Source organism: Colwellia psychrerythraea 34H, from assembly GCF_000012325.1.
GTDB classification, from domain to species: Bacteria; Pseudomonadota; Gammaproteobacteria; order Enterobacterales; family Alteromonadaceae; genus Colwellia; species Colwellia psychrerythraea_A.
Map to the genome: position 1 here is coordinate 403,563 of NC_003910.7, position 19,007 is coordinate 422,569.

Below are 19,007 nucleotides of genomic sequence, written 5' to 3' on the forward strand. Positions count from 1 at the left end.
TTACTTATCAAATTCTTTCAATTTTCTCGTTAAGGTATTTCTACCCCAGCCTAATTTTTTGGCCGCATCTTGTTTATGACCCTGAGTAAATATTAACGCTCGTTCAAGCATTATCTTTTCAAATTCAATCTGAGCATAATCTAAAATGGCATCTTTCCCCTGTGCTAGTTCTTGGTCCATCCAAGTACTCAGTACGTCTTGCCATGCATTTGAATCATTCTTCAACGATGTTGATTTCTCGACTAATTCATTAGGTAAATCTTCAATAAGAATTTCCTGACCACTTGCCATAACCGTTAAAAAACGACAAATATTCTCTAATTGTCTAACGTTCCCAGGCCAATGGCAGTTATTGAGGAAGTTACTGGCTTTTTTACTTAATGTTTTGACCTCAACACTTAGTTCATTGGCTGCTTGCGTTAAAAAGTGCTGGCTCAGCTGTGGAATATCTTCTTTTCGTTCTCTAAGGCTAGGTAAATGAATGCGAATAACATTGAGCCGGTGAAATAAATCTTCTCTAAATTCACCTTTCTTCACACGTTCCTCAAGATGTTGATGAGTAGCGGCAATAATCCGTACATCGACTTGAACGGGTAGATGCCCGCCAACACGATAAACCTGACCATCAGACAGTACACGTAACAGACGAGTTTGAATGTCTAATGGCATATCGCCAATTTCATCTAAAAATAAAGTCCCTCCATGTGCTTGTTCAAACCGTCCTTGTCGAATAGCATTAGCTCCGGTAAAGGCTCCTTTTTCATGACCAAATAATTCAGATTCAATTAAATCTTTTGGGATGGCGGCCATATTTAACGGAATAAAGGGTTCATTTACGCGAGGGCTATGAGAATGAAGCGCTTGAGCAACTAATTCTTTACCTGTTCCTGATTCACCATTAATTAGCACACTAATACTTGAGCGGGATAAGCGACCAATAGCACGAAATACTTCTTGCATGGCGGGGGCTTCACCAATTAGGCCGACGGCTAAAGGTATATCTTTTTGATTTTTATTTTTCTCATTTTGCTCTCTTGCATGAGTGAGGGCACGTTTACTTAAGTTGATGGCTTCGTCAATATCAAATGGTTTAGGCAAGTATTCAAATGCGCCACCTTGATAGGCATTAACAGCGCTGTCTAAGTCAGAGTGAGCTGTCATAATAATCACAGGAATATGAGAATGTTGCTTATTTAACCTTTTTAATAACTCCATTCCATCGATATTTGGCATACGAATATCAGAAATAATGATTTCTGGTTGACCATGTTCTAATGCAATCAATAAATTTTCAGCACTTTCAAAAGCAGCACAACTTATATTTGCATTAGCAAAAGCTTTCTCAAGAACCCATCTAATTGAGCTATCGTCATCAACTATCCAAACTTGTTCGGTGATCATAATGTACTCTCTTGTGATAAAGGTGCTCGATTTAAAGGTTGCTGTTTTAATGGTAGTAGGATTGTAAATTCAGTATGACCAGGGCGGCTATGACACGATAGCTTACCTTGGTGTTGATTTATTAGTGTTTGTGAAATAGATAAACCTAACCCTGTACCATTAGAACGACCAGAGACCATAGGATAAAAAAGTGTGTCTTGAATTTTAGTGGGGATACCAGGTCCATTATCAATTATGCTAATTTCAATGGCTAACTTGATTCGTTTGCCATGAATGGTTCTATTACTAGCAATTCGAGTACGTAGGGTTATATTGTGTTTTTCATCAATGGCTTGAATAGCATTGTTAACAATATTAAGCACTGCTTGTTGCAGTTTTTCTTGATCACATTCAACCGCAGGAAGTGAGGGATCATAATCGCGTAACAAATGAATTTTTTGTCCATTTGAATAGCCGACCAACTGGCATACCTTCTCAAGTATGCCATGGACATTTTGTGCCTGCATTTGGGGCAGTTGGTTTGGACCTAATAGACGATCAACCAAGTTAGTTAATCTGTCAGCTTGCTCAATGATCATGCTGGTATATTCTTGTTGCTCACTAGTCACTTCTTTACTAAGTAACTGTGCTGCGCCTCTTAACCCCCCAAGCGGATTTTTAATTTCGTGAGCCAGACCTTTAATAAGATCACGTGCAGCAAGCCATTGCTGATGTTGAAAAACTTCTAAGCTAATTTGCTTTTGTTGATCTATTTGTTTGAATTCGAGCAATACATGGGGAGTTCTTTCAAACTCGACTGAAGACGCGGTTACTTCTGCCGTAAATCGGTGGCTTTCATTTAACTCTACAACAATGTCGCAATCTGTAAATTCTTGACCGGTGGCAAGCAGTTGTATTAAACGTGAGCGATTGATACTGGTATTAGCAAAAATCATTTCAGATTCAGTATTGAATAAACGATACAAGCTTTTATTTAATAGTGCTTCAGCGGCTGGGTTCACATAAACGATGGAGAGTTTTTCATTGAGAATAATTACAGCAGTCACCAACTGATTGGCAAGTGATTGCTGGTAAGACAACTTGTGATCTTGTATATAACTACGGCTATGCATAAAAACCCTTAGGAAGATAATTTCATGCACCGTTTTGGTGCGTGCAATTTAAGTTTACTAAAGAAAGGTTTTATTTGCAGTGTTAATTTTGCTTGGAACAAAAGTGCTAACTCTTTTATACCTCTTTAATAGCAAGGGGTTAAAAGTAATGGATGTTAACCTAGTTTGTTGAAGCTCTATGCATATAAAACGTTACTGATGCTGATGATGCAATAACCTTGCCTTTTTCATCTAGTAGTAACATTTTTATTTTATGCTCGCCTCTATCAATATCTCTTAGTGAAAACATAGAGTGCTTTTGAGGCTTTTGATGGGGTTTACCGTCAAGTACTAATTGTACTTCTAATCCAGGCTTAAATCTTGGCTTGATACCTCCACCAATATATATGGAGCCTGTGTTATCACGTATAGTGGCATTATTTTTAGGGGTACTTATCGCTATTTCGTATTCTTCTACCGTTTCTTGAGGAGTGATATCGAGTACTTCAGTATCAAGAGAGGTACTTGATTGAATGATATTACCAGGTTTAGTTTTTACCTCTTCAGCGCCAGGCATTGGAGAATCAGAAAAAACCAATACACCTTGTTCATTACGCCATACATAAATTTTGGCTGTTTTTGGGTGTACAGGAGCAGCTAAGGTGACGCCTAGTAGTATAAATAGTAATAACTTGATCATAGTTCCTTATATTTCCCTGTGCTTTGGGTAGTCAATATTTACATCATTCCATAATGTAGGCTAATTTAAGTATATATCTATAGTTTATACAAAAAAATGTTTTTTAATATTTTTCTATCAATAAGTAACTTTAGTGAGTGGAATGTAAGTAAATTGTGATTTTTATTTTGGTTGTAAACATAAAAAAGCTCACCTAAGTGAGCTTTTTATTGACCGTAAAGCGCTTCAAAGTGAAGCTAAGCGAGATTAAACGCTGTAGTAAAGTTCAAACTCTAACGGGTGAGTAGTCATGTTTACACGTCGAGATTCTTCACGCTTAATAGCAATATAAGCATCAATCATATCTTTATCCATAACGCCGCCAGCGGTTAAGAATTCAAAATCTGCTTCTAAATTATCAAGTGCGTCATCAAGAGATGTTGCTACTTGTGGAATTGATGCGGCTTCTTCTGCTGGTAAGTCGTATAAATCCTTATCCATAGCATCGCCAGGGTGGGTTTTGTTTTTAATACCGTCAAGACCCGCCATTAATAAAGCAGAGAAAGCTAAGTATGGGTTACATGCAGGATCAGGGAAACGTGCTTCAATACGCATTGCTTTTGGTGATGGTACAAGTGGAATACGAATTGATGCAGAGCGGTTACGTGCAGAGTATGCAAGCATAACAGGTGCTTCAAAATGTGGAACTAAACGTTTGTATGAGTTAGTCGCAGGGTTAGTAAACGCGTTTAATGCCTTAGCATGTTTGATGATACCACCAATGTAGTAAAGCGCTGTTTCAGACAAACCGCCGTACTTATCACCAGCGAATAAGTTAACACCATCTTTAGCAAGAGACATATGTACGTGCATACCAGTGCCGTTATCACCAACTAAAGGCTTAGGCATGAAAGTCGCTGTTTTACCGTAAGCATGTGCTACGTTATGAACAACATACTTATAAATTTGAACTTCATCAGCTTTTTTAACCAGTGTATTAAAGCGACAAGCAATTTCGTTTTGGCCACAGGTAGCTACTTCATGGTGATGTGCTTCAACAATTAAGCCCATATCTTCCATAACTAAGCACATAGCTGAACGTAAATCTTGTGATGAATCAACTGGAGCTGTTGGGAAATAACCGCCTTTAACACCAGGACGATGACCCATATTGCCTTCTTCGTATTCAGTACCTGAGTTCCAAGAAGCTTCTTTATCATCAATTTTATAAAAAGAACCACTCATATCAGTATGGAAACGTACATCGTCAAATACGAAGAACTCTGGTTCTGGACCAACTAATACATCATCGGCAATACCAGTACTACGTAGATATTCTTCAGCGCGATTAGCAACAGAACGAGGATCACGGCTGTAACCTTGCATTGTGCTTGGCTCTAAAATATCACAACGGATATTTAAAGTAACAGCATCAGTAAAAGGGTCTAGGATCGCTGTTGATGCATCAGGCATCATAACCATGTCAGATTCGTCAATGCCTTTCCAGCCTTCAATAGATGAACCGTCAAACATTTTGCCATCTTCGAAAAAGTCTTCAGTTACTTGATGATGAGGAATAGAAATGTGCTGTTCTTTACCTTTTGAATCAGTAAAGCGAAGGTCAATAAATTTGACGTCGTGTTCTTTAATTAAGTCGAATACTGCTTGTGACATTGTGTCTCTCCACTGGGGTTAATTGTATAAAATGTTGTAAATAATTCAGTAAGTCGTAAAACGGATGAAGTTATAAAGGTTGGTTATTATCATTATTCATCTATTATTATTCGTTTAATAGCTAAAATCGTGCCAAGAGGAAGGTCATTGATTAATAAGCTTTTTTATTCTGTTCATAAACTTTGTTGCACCTTAGTGGTGCTTGCGGTGCGTTATATTGGTGCACGTGGGTAATTGTAAGAATCCCACTATAGAATATATTTAGCCGCTTGCCTTTAATAATTTATATTTTTTTTTGTCTTGTTGTGTTTAAAATACTTAGCTGAGAACACAATATAGATCATCAATTTATATTAATCTTCGCTATATTTATAATTTATTGTCTTTAATCTAAGAAATACCTTAAAGGTATGAGGTTTTATGAATAACACAATAGCAACTCTAATAACTTTTACTTTTCTCCTTTCGTTAACACTTTCTACTGTCAGCTATGCAGAGGACGATAAGAGTAAGTGGCAGAAACCCACGCCAGTTTTTAAGCAAGATTTTGATTGGATAAAATTGACATCTGATGAGTGGCTTAAAGGCGATATTGTTTCGATGTATGATGAAAAACTCGAGTTCGATAGTGATGAACTTGATATGCAAACAATTGATTTAGAAGACGTTTCTGAGTTACGAAGCAAGTCATGGCAAAGTATTCGAATGTTTGATGGCACTATTGCTGAGGGGTATTTAGTGTTCAAAGATGGGCAATTATCTTTAGTGAAAAATGGTGTGACCACCCATTACGAATTTAGTAACCTTTTATCCATTGCATCTTCAGGACAAAATGAACGAGACTTATGGGATGGCTATGTAAATTTGGGTATTAATTTACGTGAAGGTAATACAGTACAATTCGATTATACATTCTCTGCAGGAATACAGAGACGAAGCTCTAGTAGTCGCTTTAAAGTCGATTATACAAGCGATTATAGTAGCTATGAAGATCAAGACACTGAAGTATCAACAGTGACCGCTGATAGCGAGCGATTAACGTCATCTTATGATTGGTTCTTCAATCCTAAAATTTATTTCCGAGCTGCTGATTTTGAATATATGGCCGATGACTTTTTAAACATAGATTATCGAGTCCATTATGGTATCGCATTGGGTTATCATATTATCGATACTAGTCGTACTAGCTGGGATATCAATCTCGGTCCAAGTTATCAAAAAACTAAATTTATTGATGTTGGAGCAGATGATAGTGATAGTGAGAATTCTTTAGGGGTAACACTTGGTACCGATTTTACCTTTGAAGTTACGGGTGATATTGACTACGATGCATCGTATAGTGTGCAGGTGATTGATGAGAAGTCTGGTGGCAATATCCATCACTTTCAAACAGGTTTAGAAATTGATCTTGCCAATGACTTTGATCTTGAGTTGACCTTCTATGCCGATCGCACGGAAAACCCAAAAGAAGACAGTGCTGGTAATACCCCCGACAAGAACGACTACCGCTTAGTTGTTAGTTTTGGTTATGATTTTTAGTTATTAATTAACCTCATTTTTTAAGGCTTGTATTTCAGCTAGTACAAGCCTTTTTTATTGTACATATGTAATGAAAACAACCACGGTAATTTTGTGAATAAGTATTTATTAATAACGCTAGCCTTACTTAGCTTTATCAGTCATGGGGCAGAAAAGTCTCAACATACAGAGGTATGGAGTCCGTCAACGCCTGTTTTTTCACAACAATTCGATTGGCTTAAACTACGTTCAGGGGAATGGCTTAAAGGCGATATTATTTCCATGTATGACGATGAATTGGAATTTGAAAGTGACGAGTTTGATACCATTACTTTTGACTGGGAAAAAGTAACAGAGCTGCGTAGTCGATTTAACCAACAAATACGTTTTGCTAATGGGGAAGTAAAACAAGGCTTCCTTATCGTTAAAGACAACCATCTTGTTGTAATTAGTGGAGGTAGTGAGCAGCATTATCCTTTATCAGAACTCTTATCGATTACGTCCTCCTCTGATGACAGAAAAGAGTTATGGGATGGTAAAGTCAGTTTAGGTATTGATGTGAATTCAGGTAATGTTAATCAGTTAGATTACATTGTCAGAGCTAATATTCAACGAAGAACGCCTTTTACGCGTTTTAAAGTCGACTTTACTTATAATTATAGTAAATCTACTGCGGATGAAAATGAGACAGTGATTACTGATACCAGTCGCTTAACTTCAAATCTTGATTGGTTTTATAGTCGTAAAGTCTTCTTTCGAGTGTTTGACTATGAACACTTTACTGATTTACAACAAAATATTAAGTCTAGAGATACGCTAGGGCTCAGTTTAGGTTATCACATTTTTCAAAACAAACGTTTACAGTGGGATGTAACCCTAGGGCCAAGTTATCAACAAACCGTGTATCACAATACTGCTGATGAAAGTGACCAAAAAAGTGGCGTTGTCGCCTTAGGTACTTTATTTGATTACAGTATTTCCAGCCGATTAGATTATTTATTTGATTACCAGTTACAATTCGTAGAAGAAAAATCAGGTAAGCGAAATTCGCATTTAAAAACTGGCTTTGAATTTGAACTTCAGAATGATTTTGAGTTAGATGTTATGTTGTATTTGGATCGTGTTGCTAATCCAGTTGCCCCTATGGGAGCTACTCCTCCCAAGTCAAATGATTACAGGTTAGTACTCAGTCTAGGCTATGACTTCTAATTTTATACCTTACTCTGCAAGTCAAATATTACTCATGACTTATTTCAACATCAGTTAAGGCACTACAGCTGCAAAGTAAAATATAGCCTTGTTGCTGCTCTCTTGCAGATAATCCATCTGTTGAGTTTTGCTTAACCTGACCACTAATTAGTTTTGCTTTGCAACTGCCACAAGACCCCGCGCGACATGAATAAGGTAAAATTAGTCCCGCTGTCTCTCCTTGATCTAGCAAAGAATCTTGTTTATTACCTTGAACTCGTTTTTTCCATCGACTAAAGTAAATCGACACTTTAGCTTTGCTGCTTTGGTGTTCTAAGTTTTGTGGTCTCACTTTTTGGCTTTCTATTACGGGAGCTAATGGAGGGGTACTTTCTTCAGTATTAATGGTTTGTTCTTTTGAATATTCATGTGCACCAAAACTCTCCTCATGGCAGTTACTAGGTTGTAAGCCTAATTTAAATAATAGCGCTTGAGTGGCTTTGCGAAATAATTTGGGTCCACAAACAAAAGTTTGATAATGACTAATTTGTTCAATATTGCCAAGTATTTGTTCATTTAGACGTCCTTGATATCCATACCACTGTGAATTAGCACCTTGAGTAAGGGTGTAAATTATTTGGCAATTACCATGTTGCTTCGCTAAGTTACTAATTTCAGCTTGAGCAATTAGGTCCATTTTCTGTTTTGCGCTATGAACAAATATTACTTGGTTCTTACATTGTGTAGCGACCATAAAACGTAACATAGAGAGCATTGGCGTGATGCCACTACCAGCGCTGATAAGTAAAACATTTTTAGGCATTGGGTCGGTTAAGTAAAAGTGACCAGCCACCCCTTGCACATCAATTGATTGTCCTACTTTAAAATGATCATGAAAGTAGTTCGAAACCTTGCCTTGAGGAATTCGTTTTATCGTAATGCTGACATAATCAGAGGTTGTAGGTGAAGAGGAAAGGCTATAACAGCACGTTTGCATTGTACCGGCCATATTAACGGTAAAATTTAAGTATTGACCAGCGTGATAGTTAAAACCTATTTGTTGCTTAGGCATAGAGAAAATGAAAGTTTTCACATCACGGGTTTCTATTTGGATTTTTTGGCAGACTAAGGTAAATCTTTGCTTGGTGACAGTATTGCTCGATAGAGTCATTTATTATTTTACTCGACTAAGTTTATAGCGCGTATTTACAGATAAAGCTTAGTTATTAAGGTATGATATCGCCAATTATAGCGCTTCTTTATGTTTTGATTATTATACTATGACTAATAAAATTCAACACCTTCATATCTTAGGTATTTGTGGCACTTTTATGGGAGGGATCGCTGCTATAGCCAAGCAACTTGGCTTTAAAGTTAGTGGTTCTGATGCCAATGTCTATCCGCCAATGAGCACTCAGTTAGAGCAGTTAGGCATTGAGTTAATGTCAGGTTATCAAGTCGATAATTTCTCTGATGATATCGATTTGGTTATTGTTGGCAATGCGATGTCTCGTGGAAATCCAATGGTGGAATATATGCTAGATCGCAATATTCCTTATACATCAGGCCCACAATGGTTGCTTGAAAATGTATTAAAAGATCGTTGGGTCCTTGCCGTTTCGGGTACGCATGGTAAAACAACGACCAGTAGTATGCTGGCGTGGATTTTAGAGTATGCTCATATGTCGCCAGGTTTTCTTATCGGTGGAGTACCACAAAATTTCTCTAGTTCAGCTCGTTTAGGTGATACACCTTTCTTTGTCATTGAAGCTGACGAGTACGATAGCGCCTTTTTTGATAAACGATCTAAATTTGTGCATTACCGTCCACGAACTCTAGTGATTAATAACTTAGAGTTTGATCATGGTGATATTTTTAATGATCTCAGTGATATTCAAAAACAATTTCATCACCTCATCCGTATGGTGCCAAGTAATGGTTTGATTTTATCACCCGCTAATGAAGAAGCTATTACTGAAACGTTAGCTATGGGCTGTTGGACACCGACCGAATTCTCTAATGGAGAGCTTCAACAAGATGAACCGTCCGATGCAGGTTGGCAAGTCGAAAAATTAAATGCTCAGGGCAGTGAGTTTATCGTTAAGTTTAACGGTAAAGAGCAAGGTGTGGTCAAGTGGGATCTTATCGGTGATTTTAATATCGATAACGCAGTGATGGCAATAGCGGCAGCACGCCATGCGGGTGTGCCAAGCGCAGTCTCTATTGAAGCGTTAGCCGAGTTTATTAATACTAAGCGTCGTTTTGAGCTTCGAGGTATAGTTAATAATATTAGTGTGTATGATGATTTTGCTCATCACCCAACGGCCATAGCAAAAACATTAGCTGGTGTACGTGCTAAACTTTCACAACAAGAAAGTGAGCAAGAACAAGTTGGGCGCATTTTCGCAGTATTAGAGCCAAGATCGAATACCATGAGATCAGGAGTTCATAAAGAATCATTACCTAAGTCATTGATTGATGCGGATCAGGTTTTTATCTATCAAGGTGAACAGGTGACTTGGTCAGTGAGTGATTTAATCAAACAATGCAAGCCAGCGTGTCAAGTTGAAGACAATGTTGAACGCTTAGTGGAATCTATTGCCCAACAAGCGCAAGCTGGCGACATAATTGTTGTTATGAGCAACGGTGGTTTTGCCGACATTCATAATAAATTATTGAACCGTTTAGCGAATATACCCGTACCACTTGAAGATGCATGATTCAGCTGGAATTAGAAACGGCTTTAGGCAAGGCATTGGTTGAAGATAATAGTTATTCTATTATTGAAATCAATAACGTAGCATAAAGCGTTTCTAAACCAGCCCCTTGGGGAAGGCTGAGCAAATCATACTCTGCGTTACATTTATTTTTAAGGGAGTAACCCTTAATAAAAAAAGTGCGCCTTGATTATGAATCGTTCAGACTTCCTGAAACGAGCATCTTCGAATGGAGCGGGTATATAGCCGTATAAACAGTAAACCTTTAGAAATAAAACAGTTTAACCAATTTAGTTTAATCAAAATAGTAAAGAGAACTTAGCACAATGACAGTATTAACTATACTTACCGCACCTAATGATAAACTTATAGAGCAAGCAAAACCTGTATCTGATGTAAGTCAAATTCAGATGTTAATCGATGACTTAATTGAAACTATGTACGATACCGAAGATGGTATCGGTTTAGCGGCAACTCAAGTGGGTCGTAGTGAAGCCGTAGTGGTTATTGATATTTCAGATAATCGTGATGAACTACTTGTATTAGTAAACCCTGTGATAACTCACGGAGAAGCAACAGCCAAGGGGCAAGAAGGGTGTTTATCTATCCCTGGCTACTATGCAGATGTTGAGCGTTTCACTCATGTTACGGTTGAAGCGTTAGATCGCAATGGAAAAGAGCTTACTATTACCAGTGATGAATTTCTTGCGATTGTGATGCAACATGAAATAGACCATTTAAAAGGTAAGTTATTTATTGACTATTTATCGCCGCTTAAACAACAAATGGCACTAAAAAAAGTTAAGAAAACGATTAAAAATGGTTAAGGATAGTCATAGACTACATAGTGAGTTTGTTAATTAATGCTACAAAATTCGAACAAGGTGGGTAAGGTGAACAATGATTTTAATGGTAAAATAACCCTTGCCATCACCGGTGCCTCGGGTGCTTCTTATGCTATGCGGCTAATAGAGTGTTTAATCGCAGCAAACTATCAGCTCTATATTTTGTGCTCAAGTGCCGGTCGTATTGTTTTAGATACTGAAGTGGGCGTTAAAATACCCAGTTCTCCTGATGCTGCCAGTAAATTTCTCACCGAAAAATATCAGGCCAAAGATCAACAAATAACGGTTTTTGGTAAAGAACAGTGGTTTTCTCCTGTTGCTTCGGGCTCTTCAGCACCGAAACAAATGGTTGTTTGTCCCTGTTCTACTGGAACAATGGCCGCTATTTGTCATGGTATGAGTGACAACTTAATTGAACGTGCCGCGGATGTGGTGATAAAAGAACGTGGTCAATTGATTTTAATGGTAAGAGAAACACCCTTTTCAACGTTACACTTGCAAAATATGCTCAGCTTATCTCAGCAAGGAGTCACTATTATGCCTGCGTCCCCTGGATTTTATCATAAGGTTGAAACCATTGAAGATCTCATCGATTTTATGGTGGGTAGAGTATTAGATCACCTTGGTATTGAACAAGATATTATGCCGCGTTGGGGTTATAACATTTAAATGTTAAGCGTGAATTAATACTGAGGGTACAAAAAAAGCGACTATAGTCGCTTTTTTTATGAGTAAATTACAGGTAGTCGACTTACTTGTTCGTTTTACTCATCAAAACTAAATTCAATATATGCTCTACCTAATTCACTTTTAAGTGGAATGATAACGATAGGGCCTTTAGCCTTATGATGAATGGAGTGGTTTGGTCCAGACACCACAATCGGAGTTGCCATATCAAACTCGATGCCCTTTTCACTCAGCATACGTTTTGCACCGCCGGTAACCATATTTGTTATTTCACCGATTAAATCGATAATCTCTTCATTGACTTCATCGGGTGCTTCACCGACCATTTTTTTCATTGTGGCTAAGGCTAAGGCCCCTTCAAAAGTTATGGATAATGAACCCTTTGCTTGATCACTCACCATGCCAATTAAACCTGAAACATCACCCATGGCGACTTCATTTTTTTTAAGGCGTGGCTTCTCCGGAATTAATTCCATTTGAGCCATCGTTGACATGACATTAAGCATTGAAGATAAAAATGGGTTGATAAACTCTACATTCATGGAGATTCCGAATCGTAACTGTTTAGATAAAGTGCTTTATTTGATTCTGCATGCTTATTTTACAAATGTAAATCAAATAGCGTAATAGTTTTATAATTTATGGTGTTAAGTGCTGGTGGCTCAACTACTGGCTAGTGTCCGATGTAATTATTGCTTCTTTGATCCTGTAGTCAAAAGTTAAGCTGCCAAAAAGAGCTTCACCTTTAACATTTACACCTTGAAAGTTAACTGTATTCACTTGCTTAGGGTAAGTATCGATGAGTATTGCATTCTTTACCACTGTTTGCGGTAATAAATTTCGCTGGCTACTTTCTTGGTAGGCAATAATTTTTCCTGAAGTTACTTCAAAACCTAACCAAATTAGAGGGATTTTCATTTGATTTTTTTCTAGTGAAAATTGTTGTTCAAAAAATTGCTGGATATATACATCATAGTTTTTATGTTCAGCTGAAAAGTGAACCTGTTTTTTTTCTGCAATTGCATTTTCAATATCATGGGTAGTAAATTGATGTATTATTTCCAGATGCTTAGTTTTAGGATTAATAGATACATCACTAACCCCAAAAAAATAGGTATGACTTGTAGCTGAAGCTACAAGTCCTATGTAAAAGCCGATAGCAATTAAATACTTGCTAAATACTTTGCTCATTATTTCCCTTCTTCTTGATGCTCTGCTTCATTGTTGATTTTCTCAGCTGAGATATCTTTAAGCGCTTCATTATAATCGCGCATCATATCTTTTTTCTTTTCTTTATAAAGATCAAAACGAGATTGGATAGGGCGTGCTGGCCAGTAATTATTATTAATGTTCACATCAGCTGTTTGCCACTTGGCATCTAGTGCAATTTCAGAGATCTCTTTATCACGAATTAATAACTTAGATACTTTTTTACTATTTTTACGCCAAATTTCAGCGGGAATGTAAATATGTTCAGTTGTGTTATCAGCATACGTAATATCGAGTAAAATTGGCATTACTAGGCCACCATGATTAGAAAAATCGATGACATAGAATTTGCTATTATTAGTTAATAGGTCTTTTTGCCAAGACTCTAATTTTTCATGTTCTTCATTGTATTTATTACGGTCGGCATTGGTGGCGGTAAATTTATCATGATCATTGTAAAAATCTAATAACTCAGGTTTATCTTGAGTGCGTATCCATTGGTTTTTATTGCGTAAATCACTGATAAATTCAGGTTGCTCGTTATCTAGTGCACGTTCCCAGGCTTCTTCCACATCAGGATTTTGACTATTTGGGCGATATAAATAGACATTATCAATAGCTAAATCAACGTGATCAGTGGTGTAGAACCAACCACGCCAGAACCAATCTAAATCGACCGCTGAAGCATCTTCCATAGTGCGGAAAAAGTCAGCTGGCGTAGGACGTTTGAACTTCCAACGTTGGGCATACTCTTTAAAAGCAAAGTCAAATAATTCACGACCCATGATGGTTTCACGTAAAATATTTAATGCTGTCGCGGGCTTGCCATAAGCATTATTGCCAAACTGTAAAATAGACTCTGAGTTAGTCATAATGGGTACTTGATTATCACTTTTCATGTAACTTGTAATATTTGTCGCATGGCCACGGCGAGATGGATAACCTTCTTCCCAAGCCTGCTCTGCAAGGAACTGTAAAAAGGTATTTAATCCCTCATCCATCCAAGTCCACTGTCGCTCATCAGAATTGACAATCATAGGGAAGTAATTATGACCGACTTCATGAATAATAACGCCAACTAAGCCGTATTTGGTACGGCGAGAATAGGTTTTTTCGCCCGTTTCATCATCAAGTGTTGGTCGAGGTCCATTGAAGGTAATCATTGGGTATTCCATACCACCAACAGGGCCGTTAACTGAAATAGACACAGGATAAGGGTAATCAAAAGTATATTTACTGTATTGTTCCATCGTATGGATTATGGCTTCGGTTGAATACTTCTCCCAAAGCGGGTTACCTTCGTTAGGGTAAAACGACATGGCCATAGTATTGCTATTACCTTGTTGATAACCTTGCGCATCCCAGATAAATTTTCGGCTTGATGCAAAGGCAAAATCACGAACATTTTTGGCTCTAAAGTGCCATGTTTTTGTCTTACTACTACGTGACTTTTCATTCGCTAATGCTTCTGCAGGTGTAATGATCAAAACAGGTTTTTTAGCTTTCTTGGCTTGTTTTAAACGTTTTCGTTGCGTGCTAGTGAGTACTTTACTTTCATTTTGTAAAACCCCGGTAGCAGCAACAATGTGATCGGCAGGCACGGTAATTTTTACATCATAGTCACCAAACTCTAACGTGAACTCGCCGTTACCCAAAAATTGTTTGTTTTGCCAGCCCTTTGCATCGTAGTAGGCTGCAGCTCTTGGGAACCAACTAGCAACTTCATAGAGATAGTTATCATCTTCTTTGAAGTATTCATAACCAGAACGACCACCAAGCACTTTTTGCTCATGTAGTTGGTAATGCCAATTAATATTTATTTCGACACTTGCACCTGACTTTAATGGCTTAGGTAGATCAACACGCATCATAGTGCCATTGATAACATAATGTAGCGCTTTACCATTACTTGCACTGACTTTAGTTATGCCATAACCACCATCGAAAATAGGTGATTCAACCAATTGTCGAAAGCTATCAAAAGTAACTTTCTTCTCGCTGGGTGCTCTGCTTGTCATCTTATAAGCGGAGTCGCGTTTCATGCGATTTTGATCTAGCTGTAACCATAAGTAGCGTAAAGTATCAGGAGAATTATTTTGATAATCCATTATTTGCTCGCCAGTTAAACGCTGTGTTTTGTCATCAATGGCAATGGAAATATCATAATCAACTTGTTGTTGCCAATACTTATGGCCTGGCGTACCAGAGGCGGTACGGTAAATATTTGGCGTTGGTAAAACTTCACCTAATTGACGAAATTTATCGTCGAAGGCCGCTTTACTTGCCTGACTATCGACTGATAGTAAGCCAGAAAAAGCCAGTACTAGGCCAATTAAGGCTGTAGAGGTTGAATATTTCATAATTTTCCAAAGTAGAGAAGGAGTACGTTTTTAAGGTTTTTTATAGAAGGTATACAATATTTAATACTGAACGTGGATTTATACCACAATCAGAAACACCTTGTTATTTGTAAGGTGAAAATTTGCGATAGAAAGCAGTATTTATAAGATTAACGGTGAGATAACTTAGTGGAATTAAACGTTATTACAGTTTTTACAGCTACCGTGTGCTTCAACTATTTGATGACTGATAGTGAAGCCATTAGCATCAGCCATTGTACGTAATGCTAAATCAAAGTTATTAGATTGTATTTCTTCTACATGACCACACTCATCGCATATTAATAGCTGAACAGGGTGATCACACTCGCCAAAATGGTGACACATAATGAAAGCATTAATAGATTCTATTTTATGGACAAAACCCTGTTTAGATAAAAAATCTAAAGCACGGTAAATAGTAGCGGGCTTAGCAGCAGCATCTAACTCTTTTAGTTCAGCTAATAAATCATAAGCGCCGACGGCGCCTTGACGGTTAGCTAATAATAAAAAAACTTGCTCTCTTACTGTAGTAAAACGAGCGCCTTTTTTTTTGCAAACGAATTGTGCTTGTTGTAATAAAGATTCTGCCGTCATGGTGCTATTCGGTTATGTTTTGTCTAAGAATGGATGAGTTTGCAGTGTATCATAGCTAGATATATGCGCGTAAGTATTTTTAGTTAAGTCAATGGCTCTAGCTGATTAGGAAACTTATATAGGTGAGTAAGATACGTCGATAGTCGTCGTCTTGCAAAGTCATGCTAGATCATTTTGAAACATGATTGATAACAGGTATGCATTTCTGCTTATAAGTAATTTAGTATTTATCCACCTTACATTAAAATGAGGTTTTCTTGTAAAAGACAGCGCTGTCTTTTACAATGATTAACTACAAATTCTGCTAGGAAATTAACATGACTCGTTATCTCGCGCTCGATGCTTTTAGAGGCATTACTATAGCTTTAATGATTTTAGTGAATACGCCGGGAACATGGTCACATGTATATGCGCCTTTATTACATGCAGAGTGGGATGGCGCAACGCCAACAGATTTAGTGTTCCCATTCTTCTTATTTATTATTGGCTCAGCCATGTTTTTCTCCTTCAAGAAAAGTAACTTCTCTGCTAGCCCTGAGCAATTTAGGAAAATAATTAAGCGTGGTTTCATCATGTTTTTTATTGGTTTTATGTTAAATGTTATTCCATTTACCGTTAATGCTGAAGATTGGCGGATTATGGGTATTTTACAACGCATAGGTATTGCTTACACTGTGGCCGCTTGTTTAGTACTAACGCTTAATAGAACAGGAGTTTTTATTGCGTCAGCAGTCATATTATTAGCTTATTGGGCATTACTCCTTAGTATGGGAGAAGGGGCTTTAACCATTGAGGGCAATATTATTCGTCAGCTTGATTTAGCGGTATTTGGCGCTAATCACATGTACACCATGCGTGGTGTTGCTTTCGAGCCTGAGGGGCTATTAAGTACTATTCCAGCAATAGTAAATATGCTACTTGGTTTTGAATTAACACGTTATTTAACCAGTATTGAAGATAAAAGAAGTAGTGTTATCAAATTAACGCTTATTGGTGGCTTAGCAGTGGGGTTTGGTGCGCTATGGGGTTTAGTATTACCTATTAATAAGTCGTTATGGACACCGTCTTATGTCATTTATAGCACTGGTTTTGCATGTTTATTACTGGCCGCCTTCATCTGGTTAATTGATATAATGAAACAAGTGAAATTGGCAGAGCCTTTACTGGTTTATGGGACTAACCCATTATTTGTTTATGTATTGTCATTCTTAGTGGTAACCATGTACTTAAACATTAATGTTGGCGATGTTTCCATGTACGCTTGGTTATATAAACAGCTTAGTGGCGTGTTTACACCGAAATTAGCTTCCTTTATTTTTGCTTTTTCACATGTAGCATTTTTCTGGTATGTTTCATTAAAGTTATATCAACGAAAAATATTTATCAAAATATAAGAGTCATGCTTCAGGCCTTAATTTTAATGTTAGATTAAAATTAAGGCCTGAAAAACCTGCCAAAAAGTCCTTGTTTTTGCTATGCTTAGCTCATGGTTTTTAATCATTAATCATCATAAAAATAAGGAATCTTTTTTACGAGTGAATAAAACTAAACTTAGCCAAGATGAAAACTTGTCCTTTAAGGTTAGCCATCAGTTATTACCGCAAGATTATCAACGTATTGATCTGTACTTCTCACTGCCGGTTGAAATGGGTATTAATCCCAGTACTCTAAATGAAGAAGAGTTTTTCTATTCTAATATTAAAAATCATAGTGCTTACTATGCAGACCAACTACACCTGCCTTTAGTCAGAAGTCGTTTTGTCAGCCAAAAAAAAGGTGAGCAAAGTGATTATCGGTTAAACCTTAATTTGTACTCCTATCAAGTTAAAAAAGCACTCGATGCTGATATCAAGCAAACATTAAAGTTAAAAGCGGCAGAGGAATTTTATCCTGCGGCAGTTGAATTGGCAGAGCAAACTCTTTCACTGACTAAAAAGTTAAGGCGTTATACGCCCTCCGATAAGAAGCTAAATTCCTTTTTTGAAAATGCAGATAACTATTTAAGTTGGCATATCGAACAATCTTTCTTAAAGTTACTGTCTCGAGGCCCTAAAAGCTCAGAATTCACAGCTGAACGAGAGCTACTTTTAAGTTTATGTCGAAGCGAAAATGATTATCGTATTGAAAATAAATATAACTCACAAGTTACTCTTGATGATGCTAACCGCATTACTAACAAAATGCGCTTGTTACAAAGATTAATAGAATACGGTGTGGTCTTTCAGCGGAAAACTCGGTATTTAAATGTTAATTTAAAACGTTTTGTCCGTGGTGTTGTTACTGCTGTTATTATGGCTTTTGTTATGTTGTTAGTGCTTAATGCCCGAACTAACTTTACCGAAGTAACGGTTGCGTTAGTGGCTTTCTTGGGCCTTATTTATGGTTTAAGGGAAACCTTTAAAGAAGACTTAACCAGTCTTATATGGCGTAAAATTCAAAAAGGTCGGCCCAAGTGGCAGAACCTATTTACTCATAGCGTCACTAAAAAGCGTATTTTGAGTCAAATTCTGTGGTTAGAGTACATAAGCAATAAAGACTTGCCTAAATCGGTTAATGCATTGTTTCAGCAGCGTAGGCAACAAAATAAGCAAGCTGCGCAATTATTGCATTTTCGCTGTGACAATAAGGTTATGGCCAAAGAGTTTTTACCTGGTTACGACGAAATTCAGCAGCAAACATTTTTCAATTTAACCCCTTTTGTCCGTTTTTTGAAAAAAGGGGCAGGTCGATTATACAGTTTAGAAGGGCAAAAAATCTCAAGCCAAGGTGTTGAGCAGCGTTATCAAATCAATCTTATTTTACGCCACTTCTGTAAAGGTGAAGAATCTTTACAACGTTTTAAAATAACCTTGAATCGCTCAGAAATTGTCAATATTGAATCAATAAACTAGCTGCATTTTTAATTTAAAAGGTAGGTGCAGCCTACTGTTCTCTAGGTAAGCTGATATCACTTCGTTATTGCTTGCTTTTACCGGTTGTTTTCCCTACAATACGCCTCCTTAATTCAGCCTGAACTTTTGTTC

At 37.3% G+C, this 19,007-nt stretch carries 16 protein-coding genes; 7 read left to right on the top strand and 9 right to left on the bottom strand.

What is annotated here, in order from left to right; genetic code table 11:
* The 4 genes from glnG to glnA form a co-directional block, all read right to left on the bottom strand.
* The gene (glnG, locus tag CPS_RS01785) at positions 1-1,401 is read right to left on the bottom strand and encodes a nitrogen regulation protein NR(I) (RefSeq protein WP_011041258.1); all 1,401 of its coding nucleotides are present in this window, start codon (positions 1,399-1,401) and stop codon (positions 1-3) included.
* Positions 1,398-2,513 (bottom strand): nitrogen regulation protein NR(II), encoded by a 1,116-nt coding sequence (glnL, locus tag CPS_RS01790; protein ID WP_011041259.1) that lies wholly within the window; start codon positions 2,511-2,513, stop codon positions 1,398-1,400. Before glnL ends, glnG begins: the two co-directional genes overlap by 4 nt.
* Before the next feature lie 160 nt (positions 2,514-2,673).
* Positions 2,674-3,192, bottom strand: a complete 519-nt coding sequence (locus CPS_RS01795) for a DUF4124 domain-containing protein (RefSeq protein ID WP_011041260.1) — start codon at positions 3,190-3,192, stop codon at positions 2,674-2,676.
* 246 nt (positions 3,193-3,438) lie between these two features.
* On the bottom strand, positions 3,439-4,845 hold the full coding sequence (gene glnA, locus CPS_RS01800; RefSeq protein WP_011041261.1) for a glutamate--ammonia ligase: 1,407 nt from the start codon (positions 4,843-4,845) through the stop codon (positions 3,439-3,441).
* A gap of 420 nt (positions 4,846-5,265) precedes the next feature.
* Between glnA and CPS_RS01805 the strand changes: the two genes are divergently transcribed.
* Positions 5,266-6,384: a DUF481 domain-containing protein gene (locus CPS_RS01805; RefSeq protein ID WP_011041263.1), complete on the top strand. Its 1,119-nt coding sequence runs from the start codon at positions 5,266-5,268 to the stop codon at positions 6,382-6,384.
* A gap of 93 nt (positions 6,385-6,477) precedes the next feature.
* On the top strand, positions 6,478-7,572 hold the full coding sequence (locus tag CPS_RS01810) for a DUF481 domain-containing protein (RefSeq protein ID WP_138140223.1): 1,095 nt from the start codon (positions 6,478-6,480) through the stop codon (positions 7,570-7,572).
* Positions 7,573-7,600: 28 nt separating this feature from the next.
* Here CPS_RS01810 and CPS_RS01815 read toward each other — a convergent pair whose 3' ends face one another.
* Positions 7,601-8,722: a hybrid-cluster NAD(P)-dependent oxidoreductase gene (locus tag CPS_RS01815; protein WP_011041265.1), complete on the bottom strand. Its 1,122-nt coding sequence runs from the start codon at positions 8,720-8,722 to the stop codon at positions 7,601-7,603.
* A gap of 109 nt (positions 8,723-8,831) precedes the next feature.
* On the opposite strand from CPS_RS01815, the gene mpl reads away from it, so the two are divergent.
* The 3 genes from mpl (at position 8,832) to CPS_RS01830 (ending at position 11,782) form a co-directional block, all read left to right on the top strand.
* Positions 8,832-10,271 carry a UDP-N-acetylmuramate:L-alanyl-gamma-D-glutamyl-meso-diaminopimelate ligase gene (mpl, locus tag CPS_RS01820; RefSeq protein WP_011041266.1) on the top strand — a complete coding sequence of 480 codons (1,440 nt, stop codon included), beginning with the start codon at positions 8,832-8,834 and terminating at the stop codon, positions 10,269-10,271.
* Between the two features lie 323 nt (positions 10,272-10,594).
* Positions 10,595-11,095, top strand: a complete 501-nt coding sequence (def, locus tag CPS_RS01825; protein ID WP_011041268.1) for a peptide deformylase — start codon at positions 10,595-10,597, stop codon at positions 11,093-11,095.
* A gap of 36 nt (positions 11,096-11,131) precedes the next feature.
* Positions 11,132-11,782 (top strand): flavin prenyltransferase UbiX, encoded by a 651-nt coding sequence (locus CPS_RS01830; RefSeq protein ID WP_049757713.1) that lies wholly within the window; start codon positions 11,132-11,134, stop codon positions 11,780-11,782.
* Between the two features lie 95 nt (positions 11,783-11,877).
* Here the strand turns inward: CPS_RS01830 and CPS_RS01835 are convergent, their stop codons facing one another.
* The 4 genes from CPS_RS01835 to CPS_RS01850 form a co-directional block, all read right to left on the bottom strand.
* Positions 11,878-12,342, bottom strand: a complete 465-nt coding sequence (locus CPS_RS01835; RefSeq protein ID WP_011041270.1) for a chemotaxis protein CheX — start codon at positions 12,340-12,342, stop codon at positions 11,878-11,880.
* A gap of 124 nt (positions 12,343-12,466) precedes the next feature.
* Complete coding sequence (locus CPS_RS01840) at positions 12,467-12,991, bottom strand: DUF6702 family protein (protein WP_011041271.1); 525 nt, start codon at positions 12,989-12,991, stop codon at positions 12,467-12,469.
* The gene (locus tag CPS_RS01845; RefSeq protein WP_011041272.1) at positions 12,991-15,369 is read right to left on the bottom strand and encodes a M1 family metallopeptidase; all 2,379 of its coding nucleotides are present in this window, start codon (positions 15,367-15,369) and stop codon (positions 12,991-12,993) included. The genes CPS_RS01840 and CPS_RS01845 overlap by 1 nt, the downstream gene beginning before the upstream one ends.
* 174 nt (positions 15,370-15,543) lie before the next feature.
* The gene (locus CPS_RS01850; RefSeq protein WP_011041273.1) at positions 15,544-15,984 is read right to left on the bottom strand and encodes a transcriptional repressor; all 441 of its coding nucleotides are present in this window, start codon (positions 15,982-15,984) and stop codon (positions 15,544-15,546) included.
* A gap of 317 nt (positions 15,985-16,301) precedes the next feature.
* Between CPS_RS01850 and CPS_RS01855 the strand changes: the two genes are divergently transcribed.
* Together CPS_RS01855 and CPS_RS01860 are read left to right on the top strand one after the other, a co-directional pair.
* Positions 16,302-17,378, top strand: coding sequence for an acyltransferase family protein (locus CPS_RS01855; protein WP_011041274.1), 1,077 nt, complete (start codon positions 16,302-16,304; stop codon positions 17,376-17,378).
* Between the two features lie 141 nt (positions 17,379-17,519).
* Complete coding sequence (locus CPS_RS01860) at positions 17,520-18,875, top strand: hypothetical protein (protein ID WP_011041275.1); 1,356 nt, start codon at positions 17,520-17,522, stop codon at positions 18,873-18,875.
* Positions 18,876-19,007 lie beyond the last annotated feature (132 nt).

Excerpts from the sequence above, each read along its gene's own strand:
- glnG (WP_011041258.1), bottom strand. The coding sequence starts at position 1,401 with ATGATCACCGAACAAGTTTGGATAGTTGATGACGATAGCTCAATTAGA.
- glnL (WP_011041259.1), bottom strand. The coding sequence starts at position 2,513 with ATGCATAGCCGTAGTTATATACAAGATCACAAGTTGTCTTACCAGCAA.
- CPS_RS01795 (WP_011041260.1), bottom strand. The coding sequence starts at position 3,192 with ATGATCAAGTTATTACTATTTATACTACTAGGCGTCACCTTAGCTGCT.
- glnA (WP_011041261.1), bottom strand. The coding sequence starts at position 4,845 with ATGTCACAAGCAGTATTCGACTTAATTAAAGAACACGACGTCAAATTT.
- CPS_RS01805 (WP_011041263.1), top strand. The coding sequence starts at position 5,266 with ATGAATAACACAATAGCAACTCTAATAACTTTTACTTTTCTCCTTTCG.
- CPS_RS01815 (WP_011041265.1), bottom strand. The coding sequence starts at position 8,722 with ATGACTCTATCGAGCAATACTGTCACCAAGCAAAGATTTACCTTAGTC.
- mpl (WP_011041266.1), top strand. The coding sequence starts at position 8,832 with ATGACTAATAAAATTCAACACCTTCATATCTTAGGTATTTGTGGCACT.
- def (WP_011041268.1), top strand. The coding sequence starts at position 10,595 with ATGACAGTATTAACTATACTTACCGCACCTAATGATAAACTTATAGAG.
- CPS_RS01830 (WP_049757713.1), top strand. The coding sequence starts at position 11,132 with ATGCTACAAAATTCGAACAAGGTGGGTAAGGTGAACAATGATTTTAAT.
- CPS_RS01835 (WP_011041270.1), bottom strand. The coding sequence starts at position 12,342 with ATGAATGTAGAGTTTATCAACCCATTTTTATCTTCAATGCTTAATGTC.
- CPS_RS01840 (WP_011041271.1), bottom strand. The coding sequence starts at position 12,991 with ATGAGCAAAGTATTTAGCAAGTATTTAATTGCTATCGGCTTTTACATA.
- CPS_RS01845 (WP_011041272.1), bottom strand. The coding sequence starts at position 15,369 with ATGAAATATTCAACCTCTACAGCCTTAATTGGCCTAGTACTGGCTTTT.
- CPS_RS01850 (WP_011041273.1), bottom strand. The coding sequence starts at position 15,984 with ATGACGGCAGAATCTTTATTACAACAAGCACAATTCGTTTGCAAAAAA.
- CPS_RS01855 (WP_011041274.1), top strand. The coding sequence starts at position 16,302 with ATGACTCGTTATCTCGCGCTCGATGCTTTTAGAGGCATTACTATAGCT.